The organism is Serratia sp. JUb9 (assembly GCF_014298095.1).
Lineage (GTDB): Bacteria > Pseudomonadota > Gammaproteobacteria > Enterobacterales > Enterobacteriaceae > Serratia_B > Serratia_B rhizosphaerae.
Genome location: NZ_CP060416.1, coordinates 4,013,430 through 4,034,169, shown reverse-complemented (window position 1 = coordinate 4,034,169; position 20,740 = coordinate 4,013,430). Strand labels below are relative to the sequence as shown.

21 protein-coding genes and 1 tRNA gene are annotated in these 20,740 nt (G+C 60.8%); 17 read left to right on the top strand and 5 right to left on the bottom strand.

The window, feature by feature from the left end; genetic code table 11:
* Positions 1–6: 6 nt before the first annotated feature.
* The 12 genes from HF675_RS19075 to HF675_RS19020 are packed head-to-tail and all read left to right on the top strand — an operon-like array spanning position 7 to position 11,455.
* Positions 7–585 (top strand): hypothetical protein, encoded by a 579-nt coding sequence (locus HF675_RS19075; protein WP_187043588.1) that lies wholly within the window; start codon positions 7–9, stop codon positions 583–585.
* Positions 552–1,919 carry an AMP-binding protein gene (locus HF675_RS19070; RefSeq protein WP_187043587.1) on the top strand — a complete coding sequence of 456 codons (1,368 nt, stop codon included), beginning with the start codon at positions 552–554 and terminating at the stop codon, positions 1,917–1,919. Before HF675_RS19075 ends, HF675_RS19070 begins: the two co-directional genes overlap by 34 nt.
* Positions 1,916–2,260 (top strand): 3-hydroxyacyl-ACP dehydratase FabZ family protein, encoded by a 345-nt coding sequence (locus HF675_RS19065; protein ID WP_105229886.1) that lies wholly within the window; start codon positions 1,916–1,918, stop codon positions 2,258–2,260. Before HF675_RS19070 ends, HF675_RS19065 begins: the two co-directional genes overlap by 4 nt.
* A complete protein-coding gene (locus HF675_RS19060; protein WP_105229887.1) occupies positions 2,251–3,969 on the top strand; it encodes a glycosyltransferase in 1,719 nt (572 codons plus the stop codon). Before HF675_RS19065 ends, HF675_RS19060 begins: the two co-directional genes overlap by 10 nt.
* Positions 3,966–4,394, top strand: coding sequence for a thioesterase family protein (locus HF675_RS19055; protein ID WP_105229888.1), 429 nt, complete (start codon positions 3,966–3,968; stop codon positions 4,392–4,394). Before HF675_RS19060 ends, HF675_RS19055 begins: the two co-directional genes overlap by 4 nt.
* Positions 4,391–4,996, top strand: coding sequence for an outer membrane lipoprotein carrier protein LolA (locus HF675_RS19050; protein ID WP_187043586.1), 606 nt, complete (start codon positions 4,391–4,393; stop codon positions 4,994–4,996). The genes HF675_RS19055 and HF675_RS19050 overlap by 4 nt, the downstream gene beginning before the upstream one ends.
* Positions 4,986–7,286: an MMPL family transporter gene (locus tag HF675_RS19045; protein ID WP_187043585.1), complete on the top strand. Its 2,301-nt coding sequence runs from the start codon at positions 4,986–4,988 to the stop codon at positions 7,284–7,286. Before HF675_RS19050 ends, HF675_RS19045 begins: the two co-directional genes overlap by 11 nt.
* The gene (locus HF675_RS19040; protein ID WP_105229891.1) at positions 7,286–7,855 is read left to right on the top strand and encodes a DUF3261 domain-containing protein; all 570 of its coding nucleotides are present in this window, start codon (positions 7,286–7,288) and stop codon (positions 7,853–7,855) included. Before HF675_RS19045 ends, HF675_RS19040 begins: the two co-directional genes overlap by 1 nt.
* 3 nt (positions 7,856–7,858) lie before the next feature.
* On the top strand, positions 7,859–9,031 hold the full coding sequence (locus HF675_RS19035) for a beta-ketoacyl-[acyl-carrier-protein] synthase family protein (RefSeq protein WP_187043584.1): 1,173 nt from the start codon (positions 7,859–7,861) through the stop codon (positions 9,029–9,031).
* Positions 9,028–9,501, top strand: coding sequence for a 3-hydroxy-fatty acyl-ACP dehydratase (locus HF675_RS19030; RefSeq protein WP_105229893.1), 474 nt, complete (start codon positions 9,028–9,030; stop codon positions 9,499–9,501). The genes HF675_RS19035 and HF675_RS19030 overlap by 4 nt, the downstream gene beginning before the upstream one ends.
* Positions 9,498–10,229, top strand: coding sequence for a 3-ketoacyl-ACP reductase FabG2 (locus HF675_RS19025; protein WP_105229894.1), 732 nt, complete (start codon positions 9,498–9,500; stop codon positions 10,227–10,229). The genes HF675_RS19030 and HF675_RS19025 overlap by 4 nt, the downstream gene beginning before the upstream one ends.
* Positions 10,226–11,455: a beta-ketoacyl-ACP synthase gene (locus tag HF675_RS19020; RefSeq protein WP_105229895.1), complete on the top strand. Its 1,230-nt coding sequence runs from the start codon at positions 10,226–10,228 to the stop codon at positions 11,453–11,455. The genes HF675_RS19025 and HF675_RS19020 overlap by 4 nt, the downstream gene beginning before the upstream one ends.
* Before the next feature lie 56 nt (positions 11,456–11,511).
* Here the strand turns inward: HF675_RS19020 and yafC are convergent, their stop codons facing one another.
* Complete coding sequence (gene yafC / locus HF675_RS19015; RefSeq protein WP_187043583.1) at positions 11,512–12,408, bottom strand: DNA-binding transcriptional regulator YafC; 897 nt, start codon at positions 12,406–12,408, stop codon at positions 11,512–11,514.
* A gap of 300 nt (positions 12,409–12,708) precedes the next feature.
* Here yafC and HF675_RS19010 point away from each other — a divergent pair, with 300 nt between their 5' ends.
* On the top strand, positions 12,709–13,488 hold the full coding sequence (locus HF675_RS19010; protein ID WP_105229897.1) for an endonuclease/exonuclease/phosphatase family protein: 780 nt from the start codon (positions 12,709–12,711) through the stop codon (positions 13,486–13,488).
* A 61-nt stretch (positions 13,489–13,549) separates the two neighbouring features.
* On the opposite strand, the gene mltD is transcribed toward HF675_RS19010, so the two are convergent.
* On the bottom strand, positions 13,550–14,941 hold the full coding sequence (mltD, locus tag HF675_RS19005; protein WP_105229898.1) for a murein transglycosylase D: 1,392 nt from the start codon (positions 14,939–14,941) through the stop codon (positions 13,550–13,552).
* A 72-nt stretch (positions 14,942–15,013) separates the two neighbouring features.
* Positions 15,014–15,769 (bottom strand): hydroxyacylglutathione hydrolase, encoded by a 756-nt coding sequence (gene gloB, locus HF675_RS19000; protein WP_187043582.1) that lies wholly within the window; start codon positions 15,767–15,769, stop codon positions 15,014–15,016.
* A gap of 44 nt (positions 15,770–15,813) precedes the next feature.
* Between gloB and HF675_RS18995 the strand changes: the two genes are divergently transcribed.
* Positions 15,814–16,533, top strand: a complete 720-nt coding sequence (locus HF675_RS18995) for a class I SAM-dependent methyltransferase (protein WP_187043581.1) — start codon at positions 15,814–15,816, stop codon at positions 16,531–16,533.
* Here the strand turns inward: HF675_RS18995 and rnhA are convergent, their stop codons facing one another.
* Positions 16,534–17,001 (bottom strand): ribonuclease HI, encoded by a 468-nt coding sequence (rnhA, locus tag HF675_RS18990; protein ID WP_187043580.1) that lies wholly within the window; start codon positions 16,999–17,001, stop codon positions 16,534–16,536.
* A 72-nt stretch (positions 17,002–17,073) separates the two neighbouring features.
* Here rnhA and dnaQ point away from each other — a divergent pair, with 72 nt between their 5' ends.
* Together dnaQ and HF675_RS18980 are read left to right on the top strand one after the other, a co-directional pair.
* Positions 17,074–17,811: a DNA polymerase III subunit epsilon gene (dnaQ, locus tag HF675_RS18985; RefSeq protein WP_105229901.1), complete on the top strand. Its 738-nt coding sequence runs from the start codon at positions 17,074–17,076 to the stop codon at positions 17,809–17,811.
* Positions 17,812–17,967: 156 nt separating this feature from the next.
* Positions 17,968–18,044, top strand: a tRNA-Asp gene (locus tag HF675_RS18980).
* A 95-nt stretch (positions 18,045–18,139) separates the two neighbouring features.
* Here the strand turns inward: HF675_RS18980 and HF675_RS18975 are convergent.
* Positions 18,140–19,081, bottom strand: a complete 942-nt coding sequence (locus tag HF675_RS18975) for a sugar-binding transcriptional regulator (protein ID WP_111737679.1) — start codon at positions 19,079–19,081, stop codon at positions 18,140–18,142.
* A 283-nt stretch (positions 19,082–19,364) separates the two neighbouring features.
* Here HF675_RS18975 and dalD point away from each other — a divergent pair, with 283 nt between their 5' ends.
* A complete protein-coding gene (gene dalD / locus HF675_RS18970) occupies positions 19,365–20,735 on the top strand; it encodes a D-arabinitol 4-dehydrogenase (protein WP_105229903.1) in 1,371 nt (456 codons plus the stop codon).
* Positions 20,736–20,740 lie beyond the last annotated feature (5 nt).

Below are 20,740 nucleotides of genomic sequence, written 5' to 3'. Positions count from 1 at the left end.
CGCACGGTGAGACGCTGGCTGGCGCATAGTCGGACGCTGTTACAGGCGCTGACCTGGCTGCTGCTGGCGCTGTATCCGTTTGCGGTATGGTTTGGCGTCAGCCGTTGGGGTACGCAGCTGCTGGCGCCATTGCTGGCTTTACTCTTCACCCTGCGCCTGCTGTCGCTGCGCGGCGGATGGCGTCAGCATGGCGGCCTGGCGAAAATGCTGGCTCTGGTGGGCATCGTGTTGGCCGTGAGCAGCTGGTTGCTGGGGCAATCCCGCTGGCTGCTGTACTACCCGGTGTTGGTCAGCCTGCTGTTGCTGGCGTTATTCGCCTATTCCTTGTGGTTTCCCCCGACGGTGGTCGAGCGGTTGGCGCGTCTGCGCGAACCGGCGCTGTCTGCCGCGGGCGTGGCTTATACGCGCCGGGTCACCCAGGTTTGGTGCGGGTTCTTTATTGTCAACGCCTCAATAGCATTAATCACCTGCCAACTGGGGGATATCAAGCTATGGACGTTATACAACGGCGGGATCAGTTACCTGCTGATGGGCGCCCTGATGGGGGGAGAATGGATCGCGAGACAAAGGGTAAAACGCCGCTGACCTTGCCGATGAGCCGCTGGTTGGCGCAGGAGCGAGCGCCTGATACCGTGGTCGCCTGGCGCGGTGAGCTGCGGATAACGCTGGCTCAGCTGCGTCGCGATGTCGCCGGTCTGTATCGCGAGCTTAACGCGCATAGGGAAAAGCGTTGGGCGCTCTGCTTCGATGACTGCTACCGTTTTACGGTCGCGTTGTTAGCGTCGCTGTACTGCGGCAAAGTGCCGATTATCTTCGGCCATCAGCGAGAAGCCATTTTGCAAGAGCAGCGCGCGGATTTTGATGCGTTGTTGAGTGATTTGCCGCTGATGCTTGGCGTACCGAGGCTGACGGTCGAAGAAGGCGCCGCAGGCAGCGCCGCGTTGCCGGACTGGCCGGATGCCGCCAGCCTGGTTCTCTATACCTCCGGTTCGACGGGGGAGCCGCAGAAGGTACATAAGCCGGTTACGGCGCTGGATGAAGAATGCGCGTTACTGGCAACCCGCTGGTTGCCGCAGTTTCAGGGGCGCTGGATCGCGGCCTCCGTTTCTCATCAGCATTTATATGGCCTGAGCTTCCGGATTTTTATGCCGATGGCCTGCGGCGTGCCGTTCGATGCGCAACTTACGGAATATCATGAACAACTGATTGCCAAACGTCAGGTGGGGCAACTGCTGTTTATCAGCAGCCCGGCCTGGCTAACACGGCTGGACGCTGCGTTAAGCCCGCTGGATTGCGCGCTGGTGTTCTCCGCCGGCGGCCCGTTGCCGTTCGCAGAGGCGCAGCGCGCGCAGCATCTGCTGGGGACGTTACCGCTGGAGATTTATGGTGCGACGGAAACCGGCATTATCGGCTGGCGGCAGCAGCATCAGCCAGAGACGGCGTGGCGCCTGTTTGACGGCGTCACCCTGCAGCTTGATGCGCAGGGGCAGCCGCAGATTGACTCACCGCTGCTGGATGCGCCGCTGTCGCTGAATGATATTTTGCAACCGGCGGCGGATACGCGTTATTTTCACCTGCAGGGGCGCAGCGACCGCATTATTAAAATCGAAGAAAAGCGCCTGTCGCTGACTGAAGTGGAACGACGCTTGCGGGCGCTGCCGGCCGTCAGCGATGCGGCGGTATTGCCGTTGCGGCGTAAAGGGCGCATCAGCCTGGGGGCGGTGATTGTCCTGTCGGCACAGGGCCGCGCCGAACGGCAGACGCTGTCGGAAGGTCTGTTCACCCGGCGTTTACATCAGGCGCTGCGCCCGTGGCTGGAGCCGGTGGCGCTGCCGCGCAGCTGGCGGATTGTCACGGCGATCCCGCGCAATCCGCAGGGGAAACGCGCCTACGCTGAATTACAGGAACTCTTTTTATGATGCATCCCGAGGTGCTGCAACAGCAGACAACGGATACGACCCACGCCACGGTGACGATGCGGCTGCCCGCAGAGCTGTCGTGGTTTCGCGGTCATTTCCCCCGGCACCCTATCTTGCCCGGCGTGGCGCAGGTTAACTGGGCGATGCAGTTCGCCGCCGCGCTGTTGCCGATTGACGGTGATTTCTGCGGTATGGAAGTGCTGAAGTTTCAGCGGCCGATTCTGCCGCTGGAGACGGTGACGCTGTTGCTGGAGTGGCAGCCGGCCCGGCAGAAACTGCTGTTCAGCTATCGCGTCGGTGAGGTTATCGCCAGCAGCGGGAAGATTGCACTATGCCGCTGAATCGTGAGTTTCTGCCCTGCCTGATCGTCCCCTGTTTTAATCACGGCGCGATGATGGCCGGTGTCCTGGAGCAACTGGCGGCCTATCAACTGCCGTGCCTGGTGATTGACGACGGCAGCGATGCCGAGACGGCGACGGAATTACAGCGTCTGGCGGCGCAGTGGCCGTGGATGACGCTGCAGCGGCTGGAACAAAACCGCGGTAAAGGCGGCGCGGTAAGCGCCGGCCTGCAACTGGCACAGCAGCGTGGCTTCAGCCATGCGCTGCAGCTGGACGCCGACGGCCAGCATCAATTAAGCGATATTCCAGCCATGCTGGATGAGGCCCGCCGTTATCCGCATACGCTGATCTCCGGCCGCCCGGTATACGATGAATCGGTACCGAAGGCGCGACTGTATGGCCGCTATATCACCCACTTTTGGGTATGGCTGGAAACGCTCTCCTTTTCTCTGCAGGACAGCATGTGCGGCTTTCGCGTCTATCCGCTGGCAGAAACGCTGGCACTGCTGAACAGCCGCCGGCTGGGGCAGCGCATGGATTTCGATACTGAAGTGATGGTGCGCCTGTATTGGCGCGGCGTACCCAGCCGCTTTTTACCGACCCGCGTGATCTATCCGGCGGGCGGCATTTCCCACTTCGACGCGCTGCGTGACAACCTGCGTATTTCCTGGATGCATACCCGGTTGTTTATCGGCATGCTGCCGCGCATTCCGCGTTTATTACGCCAGCGCCGGCGGCAGGCGGAACCGCAGCACTGGTCGGCGGCGCGTGAGCGCCAGGGGCTGTGGGGCATTCGCCTGATGCTCAGGGTGTACAAGCTGTTCGGCCGCCGGGCGTTTCAGCTGCTGCTGTATCCGGTGGCCGGCTATTTCTGGCTGACCGGACGCGCGCAGCGCCGGGCATCGCGCGATTATTTACAGCGCCTGCGGCGTTTTGCGCAGCAGCGTCAACAGCCGTTACCGCAGCCGCTGAACAGCTTTCGCCACTTTATGCGTTTTGGCGATGCCATGCTGGATAAGCTGGCCAGCTGGCAGGGCGATCTGCAGGGGATCCGGCTGATGGATCGCCAGCGTTGTCGGCAGCAGATCGACTCGGGCAAAGGCACGCTGATTCTGGCATCGCACCTTGGCGATATCGAATCGTGCCGCGCGTTGGGCGAATTGGGCGACGCGGTCAAGGTCAATGCGCTGGTGTTTACCGAACACGCCGAACGCTTTAACCAGGTGATGCAAGAGGTAAATCCGCGCGCCAACCTGAACCTGATCCAGGTTTCCTCACTGGGACCGGAAACGGCCATGCGGCTGATGGATAAGCTGAACGCCGGCGAATGGGTGGCCATCGTCGGCGACCGCACCTCCGCCGGACAGTACCAGCGCGGCGAACAGCCGCGCGTAGTCTGGAGCGACTTTCTCGGCCAGGCGGCGCCTTTTCCCCAGGGGCCGTTCGTGCTGGCCGCGGCGCTGCGCTGCCCGGTCTTTCTGATGTTCGGCCTTAAACAGCAGGGCGAGCTGCGGGTCTACTTTGAACCCTTCGCCGACCCGCTGCCTCTGCCGCGTGGCGATCGGCAGCGGGCGCTGCAGCAGGCGGTGGATCGCTATGCGGCTCGGCTGGAGCACTATTGCCTGCAGGCGCCGCTCGACTGGTTTAATTTTTTCGATTTCTGGCACTTGGCGGCCACGCCGCCTGCACGACAGGAGCCTGAGGTATGAATCTGCAAGACGATCCGCGTTTTTCCGTACGGGTGGAGATGACCGTGCCGTTCCACGACGTTGATGCGATGGGCGTAGTCTGGCACGGCAACTATTTTCGCTACTTTGAAGTGGCGCGCGAAGCGCTGCTGAAACAGTTCGACTATGGCTATCGGCAGATGCAGGCTTCCGGCTATATCTGGCCGATCGTGGATACGCGGGTGAAATATATCGCGCCGCTGCGTTTTGAACAGCGGGTGATTGTCTGCGCGATGCTGCAGGAGTATGAGAATCGCCTGCGTATCGGCTATCAGATCCTGGATGCGGAAAGCGGCCAGCGTACTACCAGCGGTTACACCATTCAGGTGGCGGTGGAGGCGAGCAGCCAGGAGATGTGCTTTGCTGCGCCGCAGGTGCTGTTGGACAAGCTGGAGGGTAAGCGATGAAAATGTGGCTCTTGCTGACGCTGTGCCTGTTTGCCGTGGGGGCGCAGGCCGTCACGCTGCCGCAGCTGCAACAGCGCTTCAGCCAGCAGGCGGTGCTGCGCGCCGAATTTGAGCAACAGCGCAGCATCAGCGGCATGGCCAAGCCGCTGTACTCAGGCGGCGAGTTGCTGATCTCCCAGCAGAAAGGGCTGTGGTGGGCGCAGCAGCGCCCCTTCCCGCTGACGCTGTTGCTGGATGACAAGCGCATGGTGCAAACCGTGGGCGGGCAGGCGCCGCAGGTGATAACGGCGGAAAATAACCCGCAGATGTTTCAGTTCAACCATCTGCTGAGCGCGCTGTTTCATGCGGACGGTCAGGCGTTGGAGCAAAACTTTACCCTGCAGTTCAGCGATCGGGGTGATGAAAACTGGCGCCTGGTGCTGACGCCGAAAACCACGCCGCTGGACAAGCTGTTTACCCGCATCACGCTCAACGGCGCCCAATTCCTGAACACCATCGATATCGATGATAAACAAAACGACGCCACCCATATTCGCTTCTTTAATCAGCGTACCGTGCCGGCGACGCTGACCGCCGAGGAGCTGCAACGTTTTGCGCCCTAATATTCACCGCCGCCTGGCTTATGGCTGGCTGGTGGTTTGCCTGTCGCTGATCGCGGCGCTGTGCGTACTGGCGCCGCGCAGCCAGATTAACAGCAGCGTGCTGGCGCTGTTGCCGCACGCCTCGCCGTCCCAGGTGCCGAAGGCGCTGGCGGACGGTTTCAGCCAGCGTTTGGATCGCCAGCTGATGTGGCTGGTCAGCCCGGCGCCGGGGCAGGATGACGCCGCGGTGACCTGGTGGTATCAGCAGTTGCAGGCGCTGCCGGCGCTGCAGCAGGTCGCCGGCCCGCTGGATGCCGGGCGTCAGCAGCAGTGGGGGCAGTTCTTTTATCAGCATCGCAACGCGTTGCTGGATGACGCCACCCGCCAGCGCTTGCAGCAGGGCGCGGAGGCGCAAAGCCAATGGATCCTCGGCCAGCTCTATTCGGCGTTCGCCGGGGTCAGCGGCAAGGAACTGACGCACGATCAGCTGCTGTTGGTGCGGGGCGCGCAGCTGGCGCAGCAGCAAAACGGCGGCGCGCTGCGTCTGCAGGACGGCTGGCTGACGGCGCAGGATCGGCAGGGGCGCAGCTGGTACCTGCTGCATGGCGAATTACGCGCTTCTTCTTATGATATGCGCAGCGCGCGGCAGATGGTAGAGACGTTGAACGGACTGCAACAGCAGCTGCAGCAGCGTTTTCCGGGCAGTGAGGTGTTAAAGCGCGGCGCGCTGTATTACAGCGATTATGCCAGCCAGCAGGCTGAGCACGATATTTCCACCATCGGACTGGCCTCTGTAGCCGGCGTATTTCTACTGGTGCTGCTGATGTTCCGCTCGCCGCTGCCGTTGCTGCTGTGTGCGCTGTCGATCGGCGTCGGCGCGCTGGCGGGAACGGTTGCCACCTTGCTGGCGTTCGGCGAAGTTCATCTGATGACGCTGGTGCTGAGCATCAGCATCGTCGGCATTTCTGCCGACTATACGCTGTATTTCCTCAGTGAGCGCATGGTGCATGGCCGGCAGTCGACGCCGTTGCAGAGCCTGCGTAAGCTGCTGCCGGCGCTGTCGATGGCGCTGCTGACGACGGTGGTGGCCTATCTGGCGCTGTTAATCGCCCCGTTCCCGGGCTTACAGCAATTGGCGGTGTTCGCCGCCGTGGGACTGAGCGCGGCGTGCATGACGGTGATCTGCTGGTACCCGCAGCTGTCACGGCGTCTGCCGGTGCGCAGCGCGCCGGGGCTGACGCTGATAATGCGCTGGCTGCGGGCCTGGCGTCGGCCGCTGCTGCGTTTTGGTCTGCCCGGTGCGATCGCCGTGGTGGTGGTCGTGGGCATCAGTCAACTGCGTGTTGACGATGATATTGGTCAGCTGCAGTCGCTGCCCGCCGGGCTGCAGCAGCAAGAACGGCAGATCGCCGCCTTGACCGGGCAGCATAACGATCAGAAATGGCTGGTGATATACGGGCAGAATGCGCAGCAGACGCTGCAGCGGCTGGAAATGTTGCGGCCTAAACTGCAGCAGGCGCAGCGGCAGGGGCTGCTGGGTGATTATCGCCTGCTGCCGCTGCCTTCTCTGCGTCAGCAGCATGCAGACGCGGCGCTGCTGGCGCACGTGGCCCCGCAGGTGACGGCGCAGCTGCAGCAGGCCGGCGTCGCGGTCGTTCAGCCCGATCTGCAGGCGCGCTGGGTGAAGCCGGAGCAATGGTTAACCAGCGTGGTCAGCGAAGGGTGGCGGCTATTATGGCTGTCGCTGCCGGACGGTCGCAGCGCGGCGCTGGTTCCCGTCAGCGGCGTGCAGGACAGCGCCGCGATGCTGAAGCTGGCGCAGCAGGTGCCGGGCGGCGGCTGGATCGACCGCAAAACGGAGTTCAGCGAACTGTTTGGCCACTACCGGCTGTATCTGTCCTACCTGCTGATGCTCTCGGTGGCGGCGATTGCGGCTATCTATCTGTGGCGCTTCGGTATCCGCCACGCGCTGCGCTGCATGGTGCCGACCCTGCTGTCGCTGGGCGGCGGCATTGCGGCGCTGGCGCTGAGCGGCCATACGCTGAATCTGTTTTCGCTGCTGGCGCTGGTGCTGGTGCTGGGGATTGGTATCAACTACACGCTGTTTTTCACCAATCCGCGCGGGACGCCGACCACCTCGATGTTTGCCATTTTTATGGCGGTGTTCACCACGCAGCTGACCTTCGGCATGCTGGTATTCAGCCATACGCAGGCGATCGCCAGTTTTGGCATCGTCCTGAGCGGCGGCATTGCGGTGGCGTTTTTGCTGGCGCCGCTGACCCTGAGAAAAACGTTAAGAGGTAATGTCTGATGCGCGGCCTATTGCTCCCGATCGTGCTGCTTGGCGCGTTGCTGACCGGCTGTGCCGGTTCATCTTCCGCGCCCGATGCGCCCAGCGCCTGGCTGAAGCCCGGCACACGGGTTGCCCTGCCACCGCCGACGTTGGCGCAGCCGTTCAGCCAGCAGCAGTTGCTGAACGCGCAGGTAAAAGGACAACGGCACACGATGATGGTGCTGTTGAACGCCGACGGTCAGCGTCTGACGCTGGTGGGCATGTCGCCGCTGGGTATTCGTCTGTTTAATCTGGTTTATGATGAACAGGGTATCCGCAGTCAGCAGTTTATCAAGCTGGGTGAGCTGCCGCCGGCCGCCCAGGTGCTGGCGGATATTATGCTGAGCTACTGGCCGCAGGCGCAGTGGCAGGCTCAACTGCCGACGGGCTGGCGGCTGGAGGATCGCGGCGATCGCCGTCGTCTGTATGACGATCGCGGGGCGCTGATCAGTGAGATCCGCTACCAGACGAGTGCGCGCCGCCAGCCGGTATCCATCAGTCAGTCGGCGTTCCACTACCGGATCGCCATTGAGAATCTGGATGAATAAGCGATGATTTATTTCTCCGCATTGGGCATGGTCAGCGCCCTGGGCACAACTCTGGCGCAAACCGCGCATAATCTGCGTTCGGGTCATGCGCCGGGCATGCAGCCGCAAACCCAGTGGCTGCTGGGCGATGAGCCGTCATGGTATGGCGCGGTGGAAGACAGCTTGCCGGCGGTGCCGGCGACGTTGCGCCGTCATGATTCGCGCAATAACCGCCTGCTGCTGGCGGCGTTGGCGCAGATTGCGCCGCAGGTTGAGGACGCGATAGCGCGCTACGGCGCGGATCGCGTGGCGGTGATCCTCGGCACCAGCACCTCGGGGATCCACGAAGGAGAGCTGGGGCTGCAGTATTACCAGCAGCACGGCGTCTGGCCGCCGGGCTATGATTATGCCCAGCAAGAGCTGGGCGATCCGGCTCAGTTTCTTGGCGTGCTGCTTGGCGTACAGGGGCCGGCGTATACGCTGTCGACCGCCTGTTCTTCCAGCGCGCGGGCGATCATCAGCGGTAAACGGCTGATCGACGCCGGGCTGGTGGATGCGGCGATTGTCGGCGGCGCCGATAGCCTGTGCCGGATGGCGATTAATGGTTTCCGCAGCCTGGAGTCGCTGTCGGCAACGCGCTGTACGCCGTTTGCCCAAGGGCGCAGCGGCATCAATATCGGCGAAGGCGCGGCGCTGATCCTTCTGAGCTCAGAGCCGGCGCCGGTGGCGCTGCTGGGCGTGGGCGAATCGTCCGACGCCTGGCATATGTCGGCGCCGCATCCGCAGGGGCTGGGGGCGGAACGGGCGATGGCGATGGCGCTACAGAGCGCCGGGCTGCAGCCGCAGGATATTGGCTACATCAACCTGCACGGCACCGCGACCCGCTTGAATGACGCGATGGAAGCGCAGGTGGTGCAGCGTATCTTTGGCTCCGCCACGCCGTGCAGTTCGACCAAACATCTGACCGGCCATACGCTGGGCGCCGCCGGCGCGGTGGAGGCCGGGCTGAGCTGGCTGCTGCTGACGGAAGATCTGCCGCTGCCAGCGCAGGATTTCAGCCAGGCACCGCGCGATGACGAGCTGGCGGCGATCGATCTGCTGACCGCGCCGCAGGCGCTGACGCGGCGGACGATTTTATCGAATTCATTTGCTTTTGGCGGCAATAATGCCTGCCTGCTGTTAGGAGCGCTGCCATGAGTGGTTATCAGGCTGCTGAATACTATTTGCCGCATGCGGCGCCGATGGTGCTGTTGGAGCGGGTCATCAGCGTGGATAAAGAGGGCGCCTGCTGCGCGGTCAGCGTCTGCGATCGCGGCGTGCTGGCGCCATTTCTCGATGCACAGGGCGCACTGCCTGCCTGGTATGCGGTCGAACTGATGGCGCAAACCATCGGCGTCTGGAGCGGCTGGCACGGGCGCCAGTCCGGCCGGCCGCCGGCGCTGGGCATGCTGTTGGGCGGCCGCGCCATTCACTGCGAGCAGCCGGCGTTTGCCGCCGGCAGTGAGCTGGTGGTCAGCGCCCGGCTGCTGTTTCAGGATGAGAAGCTGGCCTGTTTCGAATGCGCGCTGACGCTGAATGGGCGGCAGGTTGCACACGGCAGACTTAATACCTACCAGCCCGACCAACAGGAAATTACTCAACTCACCAATCCAGGGGGCAACGCATGACGCGTTCCGTTTTAGTTACCGGCGCCAGCAAAGGAATCGGGCAGGCGATCGCCTGCCGTCTGGCGGCCGATGGTTTTTATGTGGTGGTGCACTATCACCGCGACAGGGCCGGCGCAGAACAGACGCTGCAGCACATTACGGCGGCCGGCGGTCAGGGGCGGCTGATTCAGTTTGACATCAGCGACCGCGTCCAGTGCCGCGAGCGGCTGGAGCAGGACATCGAGCGCCACGGTGCCTACTACGGCGTGGTGAATAACGCCGGTATCACCCGTGACGGCGCGTTTCCGGCGCTGAGCGACGGGGACTGGGACGGCGTGATCCACACCAATCTCGACAGTTTTTATAACGTGCTGCATCCGTGCGTGATGCCGATGATCGGTCTGCGTAAAGGCGGGCGGATTATCGCACTGTCGTCGGTGTCCGGCGTGATGGGCAACCGCGGGCAGGTCAACTACAGCGCCGCCAAGGCGGGGGTGATCGGCGCCTGCAAGGCGCTGGCGATTGAACTGGCGAAGCGCAAAATCACCGTTAACTGCATTGCTCCCGGACTGATTGATACCGGCATGATTGATATGGAGCCACTGGCGCGGGATGAGGCGATGCGCGCCATTCCGTTAAAACGGATGGGCACGGCGGAGGAGGTTGCCGGGCTGGCCAGCTACCTGATGTCAGATATTGCCGGCTATGTGACGCGGCAGGTGATTTCCATTAACGGAGGCATGGTATGACGCAGCGGGTGGTGATCACCGGCATGGCGGGCATCACCGCCTTCGGCAACGACTGGCAGCAGATTGACGCGCGTCTGCGGCAGGGGAAAAGCGCGGTGCGCTATATGGCTCAGTGGGAAGCGTATCGGGGGCTGAATGCGCGGTTGGGCGCGCCGGTAGAGGACTTTACCTTGCCGGAGCACTACACGCGTAAACGCATTCGCTCCATGGGGCGGGTGTCGCTGCTGGCGACCCGCGCCACCGAGCTGGCGCTCGGACAGGCGGGCCTGCTGGAGGACGCGGTGCTGACCAGCGGCGCGACCGGCATCGCCTACGGTTCGTCGAGCGGCAGCACCGACTCGGTGAGCGAGTTCGCCACCATGCTGACCGAAAAGCACACCCACAATATTACCGGCACCACCTATGTGCGGATGATGCCGCACACCGCCGCGGTCAACACCGGCCTGTTTTTCGGCCTGCGCGGCCGGGTGATCCCGACCTCCAGCGCCTGCACCTCCGGCAGCCAGGCGATTGGCTATGCCTATGAGAGCATCCGCCACGGTTACCAAACGGTGATGGTGGCGGGGGGCGCGGAGGAGCTGTGCCCGTCAGAGGCGGCGGTGTTCGATACCCTGTTCGCCACCAGCCAGCAGAATCAGCGGCCGGATTTGACGCCGCGACCGTTTGACCGTCAGCGCGACGGGCTGGTGATCGGCGAAGGCGCGGCGACGCTGATCCTCGAATCGCTGGAACATGCGCAGGCGCGCGGCGCGACGATTTACGGCGAGATTGTCGGCTTTGCCACCAACTGCGACGCCGCACATATTACTCAGCCGCAGCGTGAAACCATGCAGATCTGCATTCAGCAGGCGCTGGATGCCGCCGGTCTGACGGCCGCGGATATCGGTTATATCAGCGCGCACGGCACGGCTACCGATCGGGGCGATATTGCCGAGAGTCTGGCGACCGCGGCGATCTACGGCAACCGTACGCCAATTTCGTCGATGAAAAGTTATTTCGGCCATACGCTGGGCGCCTGCGGTGCGCTGGAAGCCTGGCTGGCGCTGGAGATGATGCGCGACGGTCGGTTTGCACCGACGATTAACCTGAGCGAGCCGGACAGCGCCTGCGGCGATCTGGACTACATCATGGGGGATTACCGCGCCATTGAGACCGAATTTGTTCAGTCGAACAATTTCGCCTTCGGCGGCATTAACACCTCGCTGGTTCTGCGCCGCTGGCCGTAGCCATATCCGAGCGGAACCGCCGCTCATCATGACGCAGGCGCCGTAAGGCGCCTGTTTTATGGCTGAACCGGGCCGAGACGTGCGCTGATAAAATCGATAAAGCTGCGCAGCCGGTTACTGACCGCGCTGTCGCTGTAGTACACCGCATTTATCGGCATGGCGAGCGGCAGCGTCTGCTCGGTCAGGATCGGCACCAGATCGCCGCGCTTCACGTCTTCACCAATCATAAAGTCGGACAGGCAGGCGATGCCGTTGCCATACAGGCACAGATGGCGATGGGTTTCACCGCTGTTGCTGGTCAGCTCCGGTTCGATCTCCAGTTGACGGCCGTCGGCGCAGGAAAGCGGCCAGCGGTTGAGCGCCACCAGATCGTTAAAGCCGATGCAGCAGTGCTGATGCAGCTCCTCCACGGTGGTCGGCGTGCCGTATTTTTCCAGATAGGCCGGCGAGGCCAGCACCTGACGGTAGCTGTTCATCAGTTTGCGCGCCTTCAGGCTGGAGTCGGTGAGTTCCCCCACGCGAATGGCGATATCCACCTTGCGTTCGATCAGATTGATAAAGGTTTCCGACGAGACCAGCGACAGCGACATGTCGGGATACAGCATGCGGAACTCGGCCACCAGCGGCGTCAGGACATGCAGCACCACCGGCGTGGCGGCATCGACGCGCAGCAGCCCCTGCGGCCGCTGGCGGCTCTCCATCAGCGTATTTTCCGCCGCCGCCATCTCTGTCAGCACCTTCTGCACCTGGCGGAAATAGCTTTCTCCTTCCTGCGTCAGACTGATTTGCCGGGTGGTGCGGTTGAGCAGGGTCACCCCCAGCTTGTTTTCCAGTTTTTTTACCGTGCGGCTCACCACGGAGTTGGCCTGGCCCAGGCGTTCCGCCGCGCGGCTGAAACTGCCGTTTTCCACCACCGTGACAAAGGTGATCAGTTCATCCGAATTCGCTTTCATTGTTGCTCCGCTAGCAAGGCTGACTTAAAACTTTGAGCATTTTTATCAGTTAAGCATAAAGGGGATAACGGGCGTCATCAATCTGAACCGGCGTGGCGGGAACTGAATGCGGCAGCAAATAAGCGACTATCTTTACAGACGTGGGACGCCTTTATGATTGAAAACCCGCAGCGTCGCCCCTATAACATTTAAGGTTATGCAGCGGAAAGCCTAACAAGCGGGCAGGAGCGGCGTATAATCAATTCATTGTTGGCGGGAATAATTACCGCCCTTTCATCCAACGGGAAATAGGCGAATAGCGTGCCGAAACGAACTTACGCCATGCGGTATGTCGCAGGCCAGCCAGTAGAACGCATTTTCCCTGGCACCCACAATGCCCCGTTGCCGCCGGGCGCCGCGTTGCCTACCGGCGGCGCGCTGCGGGTGATGGTCTGGAATATCTTCAAGCAGCAGCGCGCCGACTGGCTGTCGGTGCTGAAAAGCTTTGGCAAAGACGCGCAGCTGGTACTGTTACAGGAGGCGCAAACCACGCCGGAGCTGGTGCAGTTCGCCACGTCGAACTATCTGGCGGCCGATCAAGTGCCGGCTTTTTCCCTGCCGCAACATCCCTCCGGCGTGATGACGCTGGCGGCGGCGCACCCGGTGTATTGTTGCCCGCTGCGTGAAAAAGAGCCGCTGCTGCGTCTGGCGAAATCGGCGCTGATTACCGTCTATCCGTTATTTAACGATGAATTGCTGATGGTGGTGAACATCCATGCGGTGAACTTCAGCCTGGGCGTGGACGTTTACAGTAAACAGCTGGGGCCGATTGGCGAACAGATTGCCAGCCATCAGGGGCCGGTGATTATGGCGGGGGATTTTAACGCCTGGAGCCGCAGGCGCATCAATGCGCTGTATCAGTTTGCCAGCGATATGGCGCTGCGCGAGGTGAACTTTACTGACGATCATCGGCGCAAAGCCTTTGGCCGTCCGCTGGATTTTGTGTTCTACCGCGATTTGGGCGTGGCGGAGGCGTCGGTATTGGTGACGCGCGCTTCGGATCATAATCCGCTGCTGGTGGAGTTCCAGCCGGCGCGTTAGTCTTCTGGCGGCAGGCAATAAAAAAGCACCTCGAAAGGTGCTTTTTTACGTTTACGCGCGGTCAGGTATCCGGCGAGGCATTGTTGTCCACAAACAACGTCAGCGTCAGGCCCGGCTGCAAGCTGCTGTTCTTGCGTTCGAGCGCGCTGTTCCAGCGCATCACGTCGTTAATTTCAACGCCGTGACGACGCGCAATGCTGGCCAGTGAGTCACCTTTGCGTACGCGGTAGGTGATGCTGCTGTTACTGCCGCCATTGCGGGCTACCTGCAGCGTTTGTCCAACCTTCAGCGTGCTTTTGCTGCGCAGGTTGTTCCAGCTCTGCAGATCGCTGGTGCTGAGGTTCAGCCGCTGGGCAATGCCCGATAAGGTGTCGCCGGAGCGCACTTTATAGGTACTGCCGCCGGTCAGGCCGCTGTTTTTCGCCAACTGGGTGGTTGGCTGTGTCACGGCAACCTCGCGGTTAGCCAGCGACCCTTTCAGCTGATCGGCATGCCCTTGGGGAACCATGATGTAATGAGGCCCGTTAGGCGCGGTCACACCTTTTTTGTAACCCGGATTAAACGCTTTAATCTTGGTCAGCGACAGCCCGGACAGCTCGGCCGCCTGGGTCAGACGCATCTGCTGGCCGACGTCGATACGCGCCAGCGCCCGGCTTTCATCCGTTTTCGGCAAACGCACGCCATACTTTTTGCTGTGCTTGATAATCTCGCTCAGCGCCAGCATTTTCGGGACATAGATTGACGTTTCACGCGGAAGCGACAATGCCCAGAAGTTGGTCGGTTTACCCTGGCGGCGGTTCGCCTTGACGGCGCGCATCACGCGACCTTCGCCGCTGTTATAGGCGGCAACGGTCAGCAGCCAGTCGCCCTTAAACATGCGGTTCAGGTATTCCATCATGTTCAGCGCCGCCGTGGTTGAGGCGACGACGTCACGACGTCCGTCATACCATTTGTTGTTCTTTAAACCATAGTTACGACCCGTTTGCGGCACGATCTGCCAAAGCCCTGCGGCGTTAGCGCTCGAGGTCGCGTGTGGGTCAAAAGCGCTCTCCACTATGGGTAGCAGTACCAGTTCCATCGGCATATTGCGTTTTTTAATCTGCTCGACTATCCAGTACATGTACGGCTCAGCCCGTAATGTTACATCGTGGAGATAGCTCTTACTTTTTAAATACTTTCTTTTTTGTTCACGGATCCGGGAGTTTTCCGGAACCTCCATCTTCAGCTCGTCGCTAATGAAGTTCCACAGATCTTGCTGCTGGGCGCTGTTGCCGTTTTTATTCAGCCACTGCGCCGAGCTCGCTCGACTATTTGCTGTGTACTTTCCTGCTTCACTTTCTTGACCTGCCGAAGACAAACTCTGTGCATGCTGTTCTGGAGCCGGCGCGTCCTGCTTGGACGACTGGCAACCAACAAGCAAGACTGAGGCGAGTAATATCGCTTTAGCCTTCATGTGTGTGTCAATGTGGTTGCTTAAAAGACGAGCAATAATACTGTGCTTCGCCAATCAACACAACCAAAAGCTTCAAAAGGTATCCTTCCGGCGGCGTAATTCGGAAAAAGCCGAAGCAAGGTCGTCCGGTGGAGAGTTAAAGCCTAATTCTTTTTGTAAATCAGTGTCATGGCAACGTAAGAATACGTTTATTTTTCGCTCTAATTGCAGGGTTGTCGGCAGGCTGGGTTGGCCTTTTGCCCGTAATGCCTCAACCTGTTGCTGATATGTTTCTATTTGTCGATCTTGCGGCAGAATAGCCCGTGCAAACTTAAGATTTGCCAGCGTATATTCATGAGCGCAGCAAATTAAGGTGTTATCGGGAAGTTGCATGAATTGTTGCAATGAGTGGTACATCTGCTCTGCGGTGCCTTCAAATAAACGTCCGCAGCCGGCGGAAAACAGCGTATCGCCGCAGAACAGATAAGGAGCGCTGTAAAAGGCGATATGGCCCAGCGTATGGCCGGGAACCGCCATCGCCTGATAGTTTCTGCCGCCGACATCGATCGTATCACCGCCTTTAACCACCTGCGTCGCGCCTTTATCGGCGGTTTCCTGCGGGCCGTATACCGGCAGGGCCGGATATTGCGCGACAATTTGCGCGACGCCGCCCACGTGGTCGTGGTGATGATGGGTCAGCAGGATGGCGTCCGGCGTCAGCTGCAGGCGCTGCAATGCCGCCAGCACCGGCGGCGCCTCGCCCGGATCGACAATGACGCAGCGGCCTTGCTGGTCGTCTAATAACCAAATGTAATTGTCCTGGAAGGCAGGAATGCTGATAAGATTCATGGGACACCTCTCGTTGGCAACGGCTTGAAAGAAGATAATAAATCATGAAACCAGCCCACACTCTACAAAAGCTTCATAGTCCGCAGTCGTGGGCCGAGTTGCCATGGGGGGAATATTATCGTGCAGCGCTGGAGCAGCAGTTGCAACCCTGGTGGCCGAAACTGTTTGGTTTTCATCTGTTGAAAATCGGTAGCCTGAGCGCGGAGCTGACCACTGACAAGTGCGCCATCTCCCACCAGGTCAACGTGGGGATGAGCGGCGCGGCGCTCCAGGTGCGCGCCGACGTCTACCAACTGCCGTTTGCCGCCAAGTCGGTGGATGCCTGCCTGCTGGCCCACAGCCTGCCCTACGCCGACGATCCGCACCGTATGCTGCGTGAGGTGGACCGCATTCTGGTTGATGACGGCTGGCTGGTGATCAGCGCCTTTAACCCGTTCAGCCTGCTGGGGCTGGCAAAACTGGTGCCGCGGCTGCGTCAGCGTCAGCCGTATGCCAGCCGCATGTTCACGCAGATGCGGCTGTTGGACTGGCTGAGCCTGTTGAATTATGAAGTGCTTTGTCAGACGCGCTTCCACGTGTTGCCGTGGCATCGCAAAGGGGGGCAGTTTCTCAGCACGCATCTGCCAGCGCTGGGCTGTATGAGCTTGATAGTGGCGCGTAAGCGCACCTTGCCGCTGACGCCGACGCCGCTGAAAATGGGGGCGCGTAAACCGTCCCTTGGCCGCGCGGTCGGCGCGACCAAGAGCTACCGCAAACTGCCGTAATCAGGCGTCCGGCTGATAGCCGCTGTCTTCCTGAGTCGGGTTGCTGGCCGCCTCGCGCGCCAGCACGTCGCAGCGTTCATTCTCTGGATGGCCCGCATGGCCCTTGACCCATTCCCACTGCACGGTATGGCGGGCGATCGCCAGATCCAGCCGTTGCCACAGATCGACATTCTTGACCGGCTTTTTGTCGGCGGTTTTCCAGCCGCGCTTTTTCCAGTTGTGGATCCACTGGGTGATCCCCTGACGGACGTACTGGCTGTCGGTGCTGAGCACCACCGCACAGGGGGCGGTCAGGGTTTCCAGCGCGACAATCGCCGCCATCAGCTCCATGCGGTTGTTGGTGGTGAGCCGATAGCCGGCGCTGAGGCTTTTTTCCGTCTGCTTGTAGCGCAAAATAGCGCCGTAACCACCGGGGCCGGGGTTGCCAAGGCATGAGCCGTCGGTGAAAATTTCTACCTGTTTGAGCATCTCTGGTAGACTCTTCCTAATTAGGTTTTAAAAGCCAAGTCTGACATAAACGAGCGCGATGAGCACTGCAATATGATCACTACACCAACCAGACAGATCGTTCTTGATACCGAAACCACCGGTATGAACAAGCTAGGGGTTCACTATGAAGGGCACCGCATCATCGAAATCGGTGCGGTAGAGGTGATCAACCGGCGTTTGACCGGCCGCCACTATCATGTGTATGTCAAACCCGATCGGCTGGTGGATCCGGAAGCCTACGGCGTTCACGGCATCAGCGATGAATTCCTGGCCGACAAGCCCACCTTCGATCAGATTGCCGACGAGTTTCTCGACTTTATCCGCGGCGGCGAACTCGTTATTCATAACGCATCGTTCGATATCGGCTTTATGGATCACGAATTCCGCATGCTGCAGCGGGATATCCCGAATACCGATACCTTCTGTACCATCACCGATAGCCTGATGATGGCGCGCCGCCTGTTCCCGGGCAAGCGCAACAACCTGGATGCCTTGTGCAGCCGCTACGAAATCGACAACAGCAAGCGTACGCTGCACGGCGCATTGCTCGATGCCGAGATCCTGGCGGAAGTCTATCTGGCGATGACCGGCGGCCAGACCTCGATGGCGTTCCAGATGGAAGGGGATACCCAGCAGAGCGACTCGGTGCAGGAGGTGCAGCGTATCGTGCGTCCGGCTAATGCGATGAAAGTGGTGTACGCCAGCGATGAAGAGCTGGTTGCCCATGAGGCGCGCCTGGATCTGGTGGCGAAAAAGGGCGGCGGCAACTGCCTGTGGCGCGTAGAATAACGGCGTTTCGCGGCGAAAAAAAGCGCAATAAAATCACTCGCTTGTCCGGTTAGCTGAAAAACTGTGCAAACGGCGTTTTTCCCGAAAAAAAGGCGTTGACGGAATGCGCGCTCATCCGTAATATTCGCGTCGTTCCCCCGCAAGAGGGAACGACGCGGAGCGGTAGTTCAGTTGGTTAGAATACCTGCCTGTCACGCAGGGGGTCGCGGGTTCGAGCCCCGTCCGTTCCGCCACTATTCAGGCCCGATGTTATTAACAAATAACATCGGGCCTTTTCGTTTCTGCGATTCAGCACATCCTGCGCCGCGCGGTGTGCGCAGCGCCGGGTTCAGCGCGTCAGCAGCCAGCGGGCGCTGTGCTCGTCGGTCACCAGCCCATTGATCCAGCCGCCTTTCAGCGCCGCCAGTATCGCCGGCCGTTTATCTTCACCGCAGGCTGCGGCGATGCGCGGGCAATCGCTGCGGCGGATATCGTAGCTGGTATTGCGCCGGTTGATCGCACAGTCGAGCACTTCCCCGTCACCGTCGATAAAGCGCCCCAGAATTTCACCGACCCCACCGAGAGCGGTCAGCTCGGCGAGCTGCGGCTGGTCGATAAAGCCGTCTTTGAAGATCGGGCTTTGCGTGCCCAATGCGCCGATGCCGACAAAGATCACGTCCGAGTTTTCCGCCACCGCCGAGACGTTGCGGTACAGCCGGCTGCCGCTCCACATGGCGTGTTCCTGCGTGGTTTGCGCGTAGCGCGGTGCGGGCCATTGGTAGTACTTCGCCTGGATTTTCCGCGCCAGCAGCAGCGGCACATCGTCGTAATAGTTACACTCGCCGTTTTCGTTCATGGCGCTGATCAGGGCGACGCAGCGGGCGTTCTGGCTGCTGAAGTCGATGCGGTGGATGGTTTTTTTCAGCGTCAGCCCGGAGCCGATGCCGATCACCTTGGCCTCGGCGTCACGCAGGTAGCGCGCCATGATTTGCTGGCAGCCAAAAGAGACGCTGTCCAGCGTTCCCTCGCCGCCGTAAGCCGGCACCACGTTACACTCCAGCAGGCGATATTTTTCCTGCAGCAGCTGCGCATAGTCCAGACAGTTGGCCACCGGGTGATGCAGCCCGATCGAGACAATGCCTTCTTCCTTTGCCGCCGCGATCAGCCGCTGCACTACCGGCCGTGATGTGCCGAGCTGGCTGGCGATTTCGCTCTGGTTAAGACCGGCGATGTAGTACATCCACGCGGCGCGGACCTTCTGATCCAGCCGGATATCATCTTCTTTACTCACGAACTTTGCCTCAGGTAAAAGCCGCACGCCCGCCCCCGGTAGCGGCGTCATGCGCGCGGGGGAGCCTCTGCCAGCGCGCTGTCCGCATGTGAATGAAAGCGGAAAAGCGCCTGTCGGAATAAGGCCTTCATTGTGTCGTCAGCTATGTCTTCAGGCAAGTTATTTGCTCACTATCGGTCATATGTAATTTTATTGGTCTTTTGCTCTTTTGTGATCCATGGCTCTTATTCAACTCAAATGATCATCTACAGTGGGCGGCATAACCGTACTGGGGAGTTGAACCATGAACAACGATCAAAACACGTGGCTGCATATCGGTCTGGGATCTTTTCACCGCGCGCATCAGGCGTGGTATCTGCACCGTCTGATCGCCGGCGGCGACCGGCGCTGGCATATTGCCGCCGGCAATATCCGTAATGATGCGGAACAGGTGGTGCAGGCGCTGGCGGCGCAAGACGGGCGCTATGTGCTGGAAACCGTCAGCCCGGACGGCGAGCGCGAGTATGAAGAGATTACTTCGATTCAGACGCTGTTGCCGTGGCAGCCGGATCTGCAGCCGCTGATTGAGGAGGGCGCCCGGCCGCAGACGAAAGTGATCGCGTTTACCGTGACCGAAGGCGGCTACTACCTGAATACCCGCCACAAACTGGACGTGGAGAATGCCGATTTGGCGGCCGACCTGAACGGCGACTGCAAAACCATTTACGGCGCGATTACCAAAATTCTGGAACAGCGGATGGCGCAGAATGCCGGGCCGTTAACGCTGCTGAGCTGCGACAACGTGCGCCACAACGGCGATCGCTTCCACGACGGGCTGACGGAATTCCTGCAGCTGACCGGCAAAAGCGCGGTCAGCGACTGGCTGGCGGCCAACGCCAGCTGTCCGAATACCATGGTTGACCGCATCACGCCGCGTCCGGCGGCGGATCTGCCGGCGCGCATCAAGGCGCAAACCGGGATCGACGATCAAGCGCCGGTGATGGGGGAGAGCTTTATCCAGTGGGTGGTGGAAGATAATTTCCGCGCCGGATGCCCGGACTTGGCCGCCGTGGGCGTGGAGCTGGTGGAATCGGTGATCCCTTACGAAGAGGCGAAAATCCGCATTCTTAACGCTTCGCACAGCTGCATCGCCTGGGCCGGTACGCTGCTCGGTCAGCAATATATCCATGAGAGTACGCTGACCGCCGCGGTTTACGCCATTGCCGACCGCTATGTCACACAGGACGTGATCCCAAGCTTAGGGGACAACGGCATCGATCTGCCCACCTACCGCGACGTGGTGCTCAAGCGTTTCACCAATCCCCATATTCAGGATACCAACCAGCGGGTGGCGGCGGACGGCTTCTCCAAGATCCCGGCGATGATTGCACCTACCCTGCAGGAGTGCTACCAGCGCGGCGCGCGGCCGGAGGCCACCGCCATGCTGCCGGCGCTGTTCTTTGTCTTTATGGAGCGATGGCATCAGGGGGGGCTGCCGTACGACTATCAGGACGGCATTCTCAATGCGCCGGCGGTGCATGCGATGTTCGAATCGGACGATCCGATCGCCGCCTATGCGCAGGACAGCGCGCTGTTTGGCGAACTGACGCAGCGGGCGGATTTTGTCGCGCTGCTGCGCGAGAAGATTGCCGCGGTTTACGCGCTGATTAACTGAGGGGC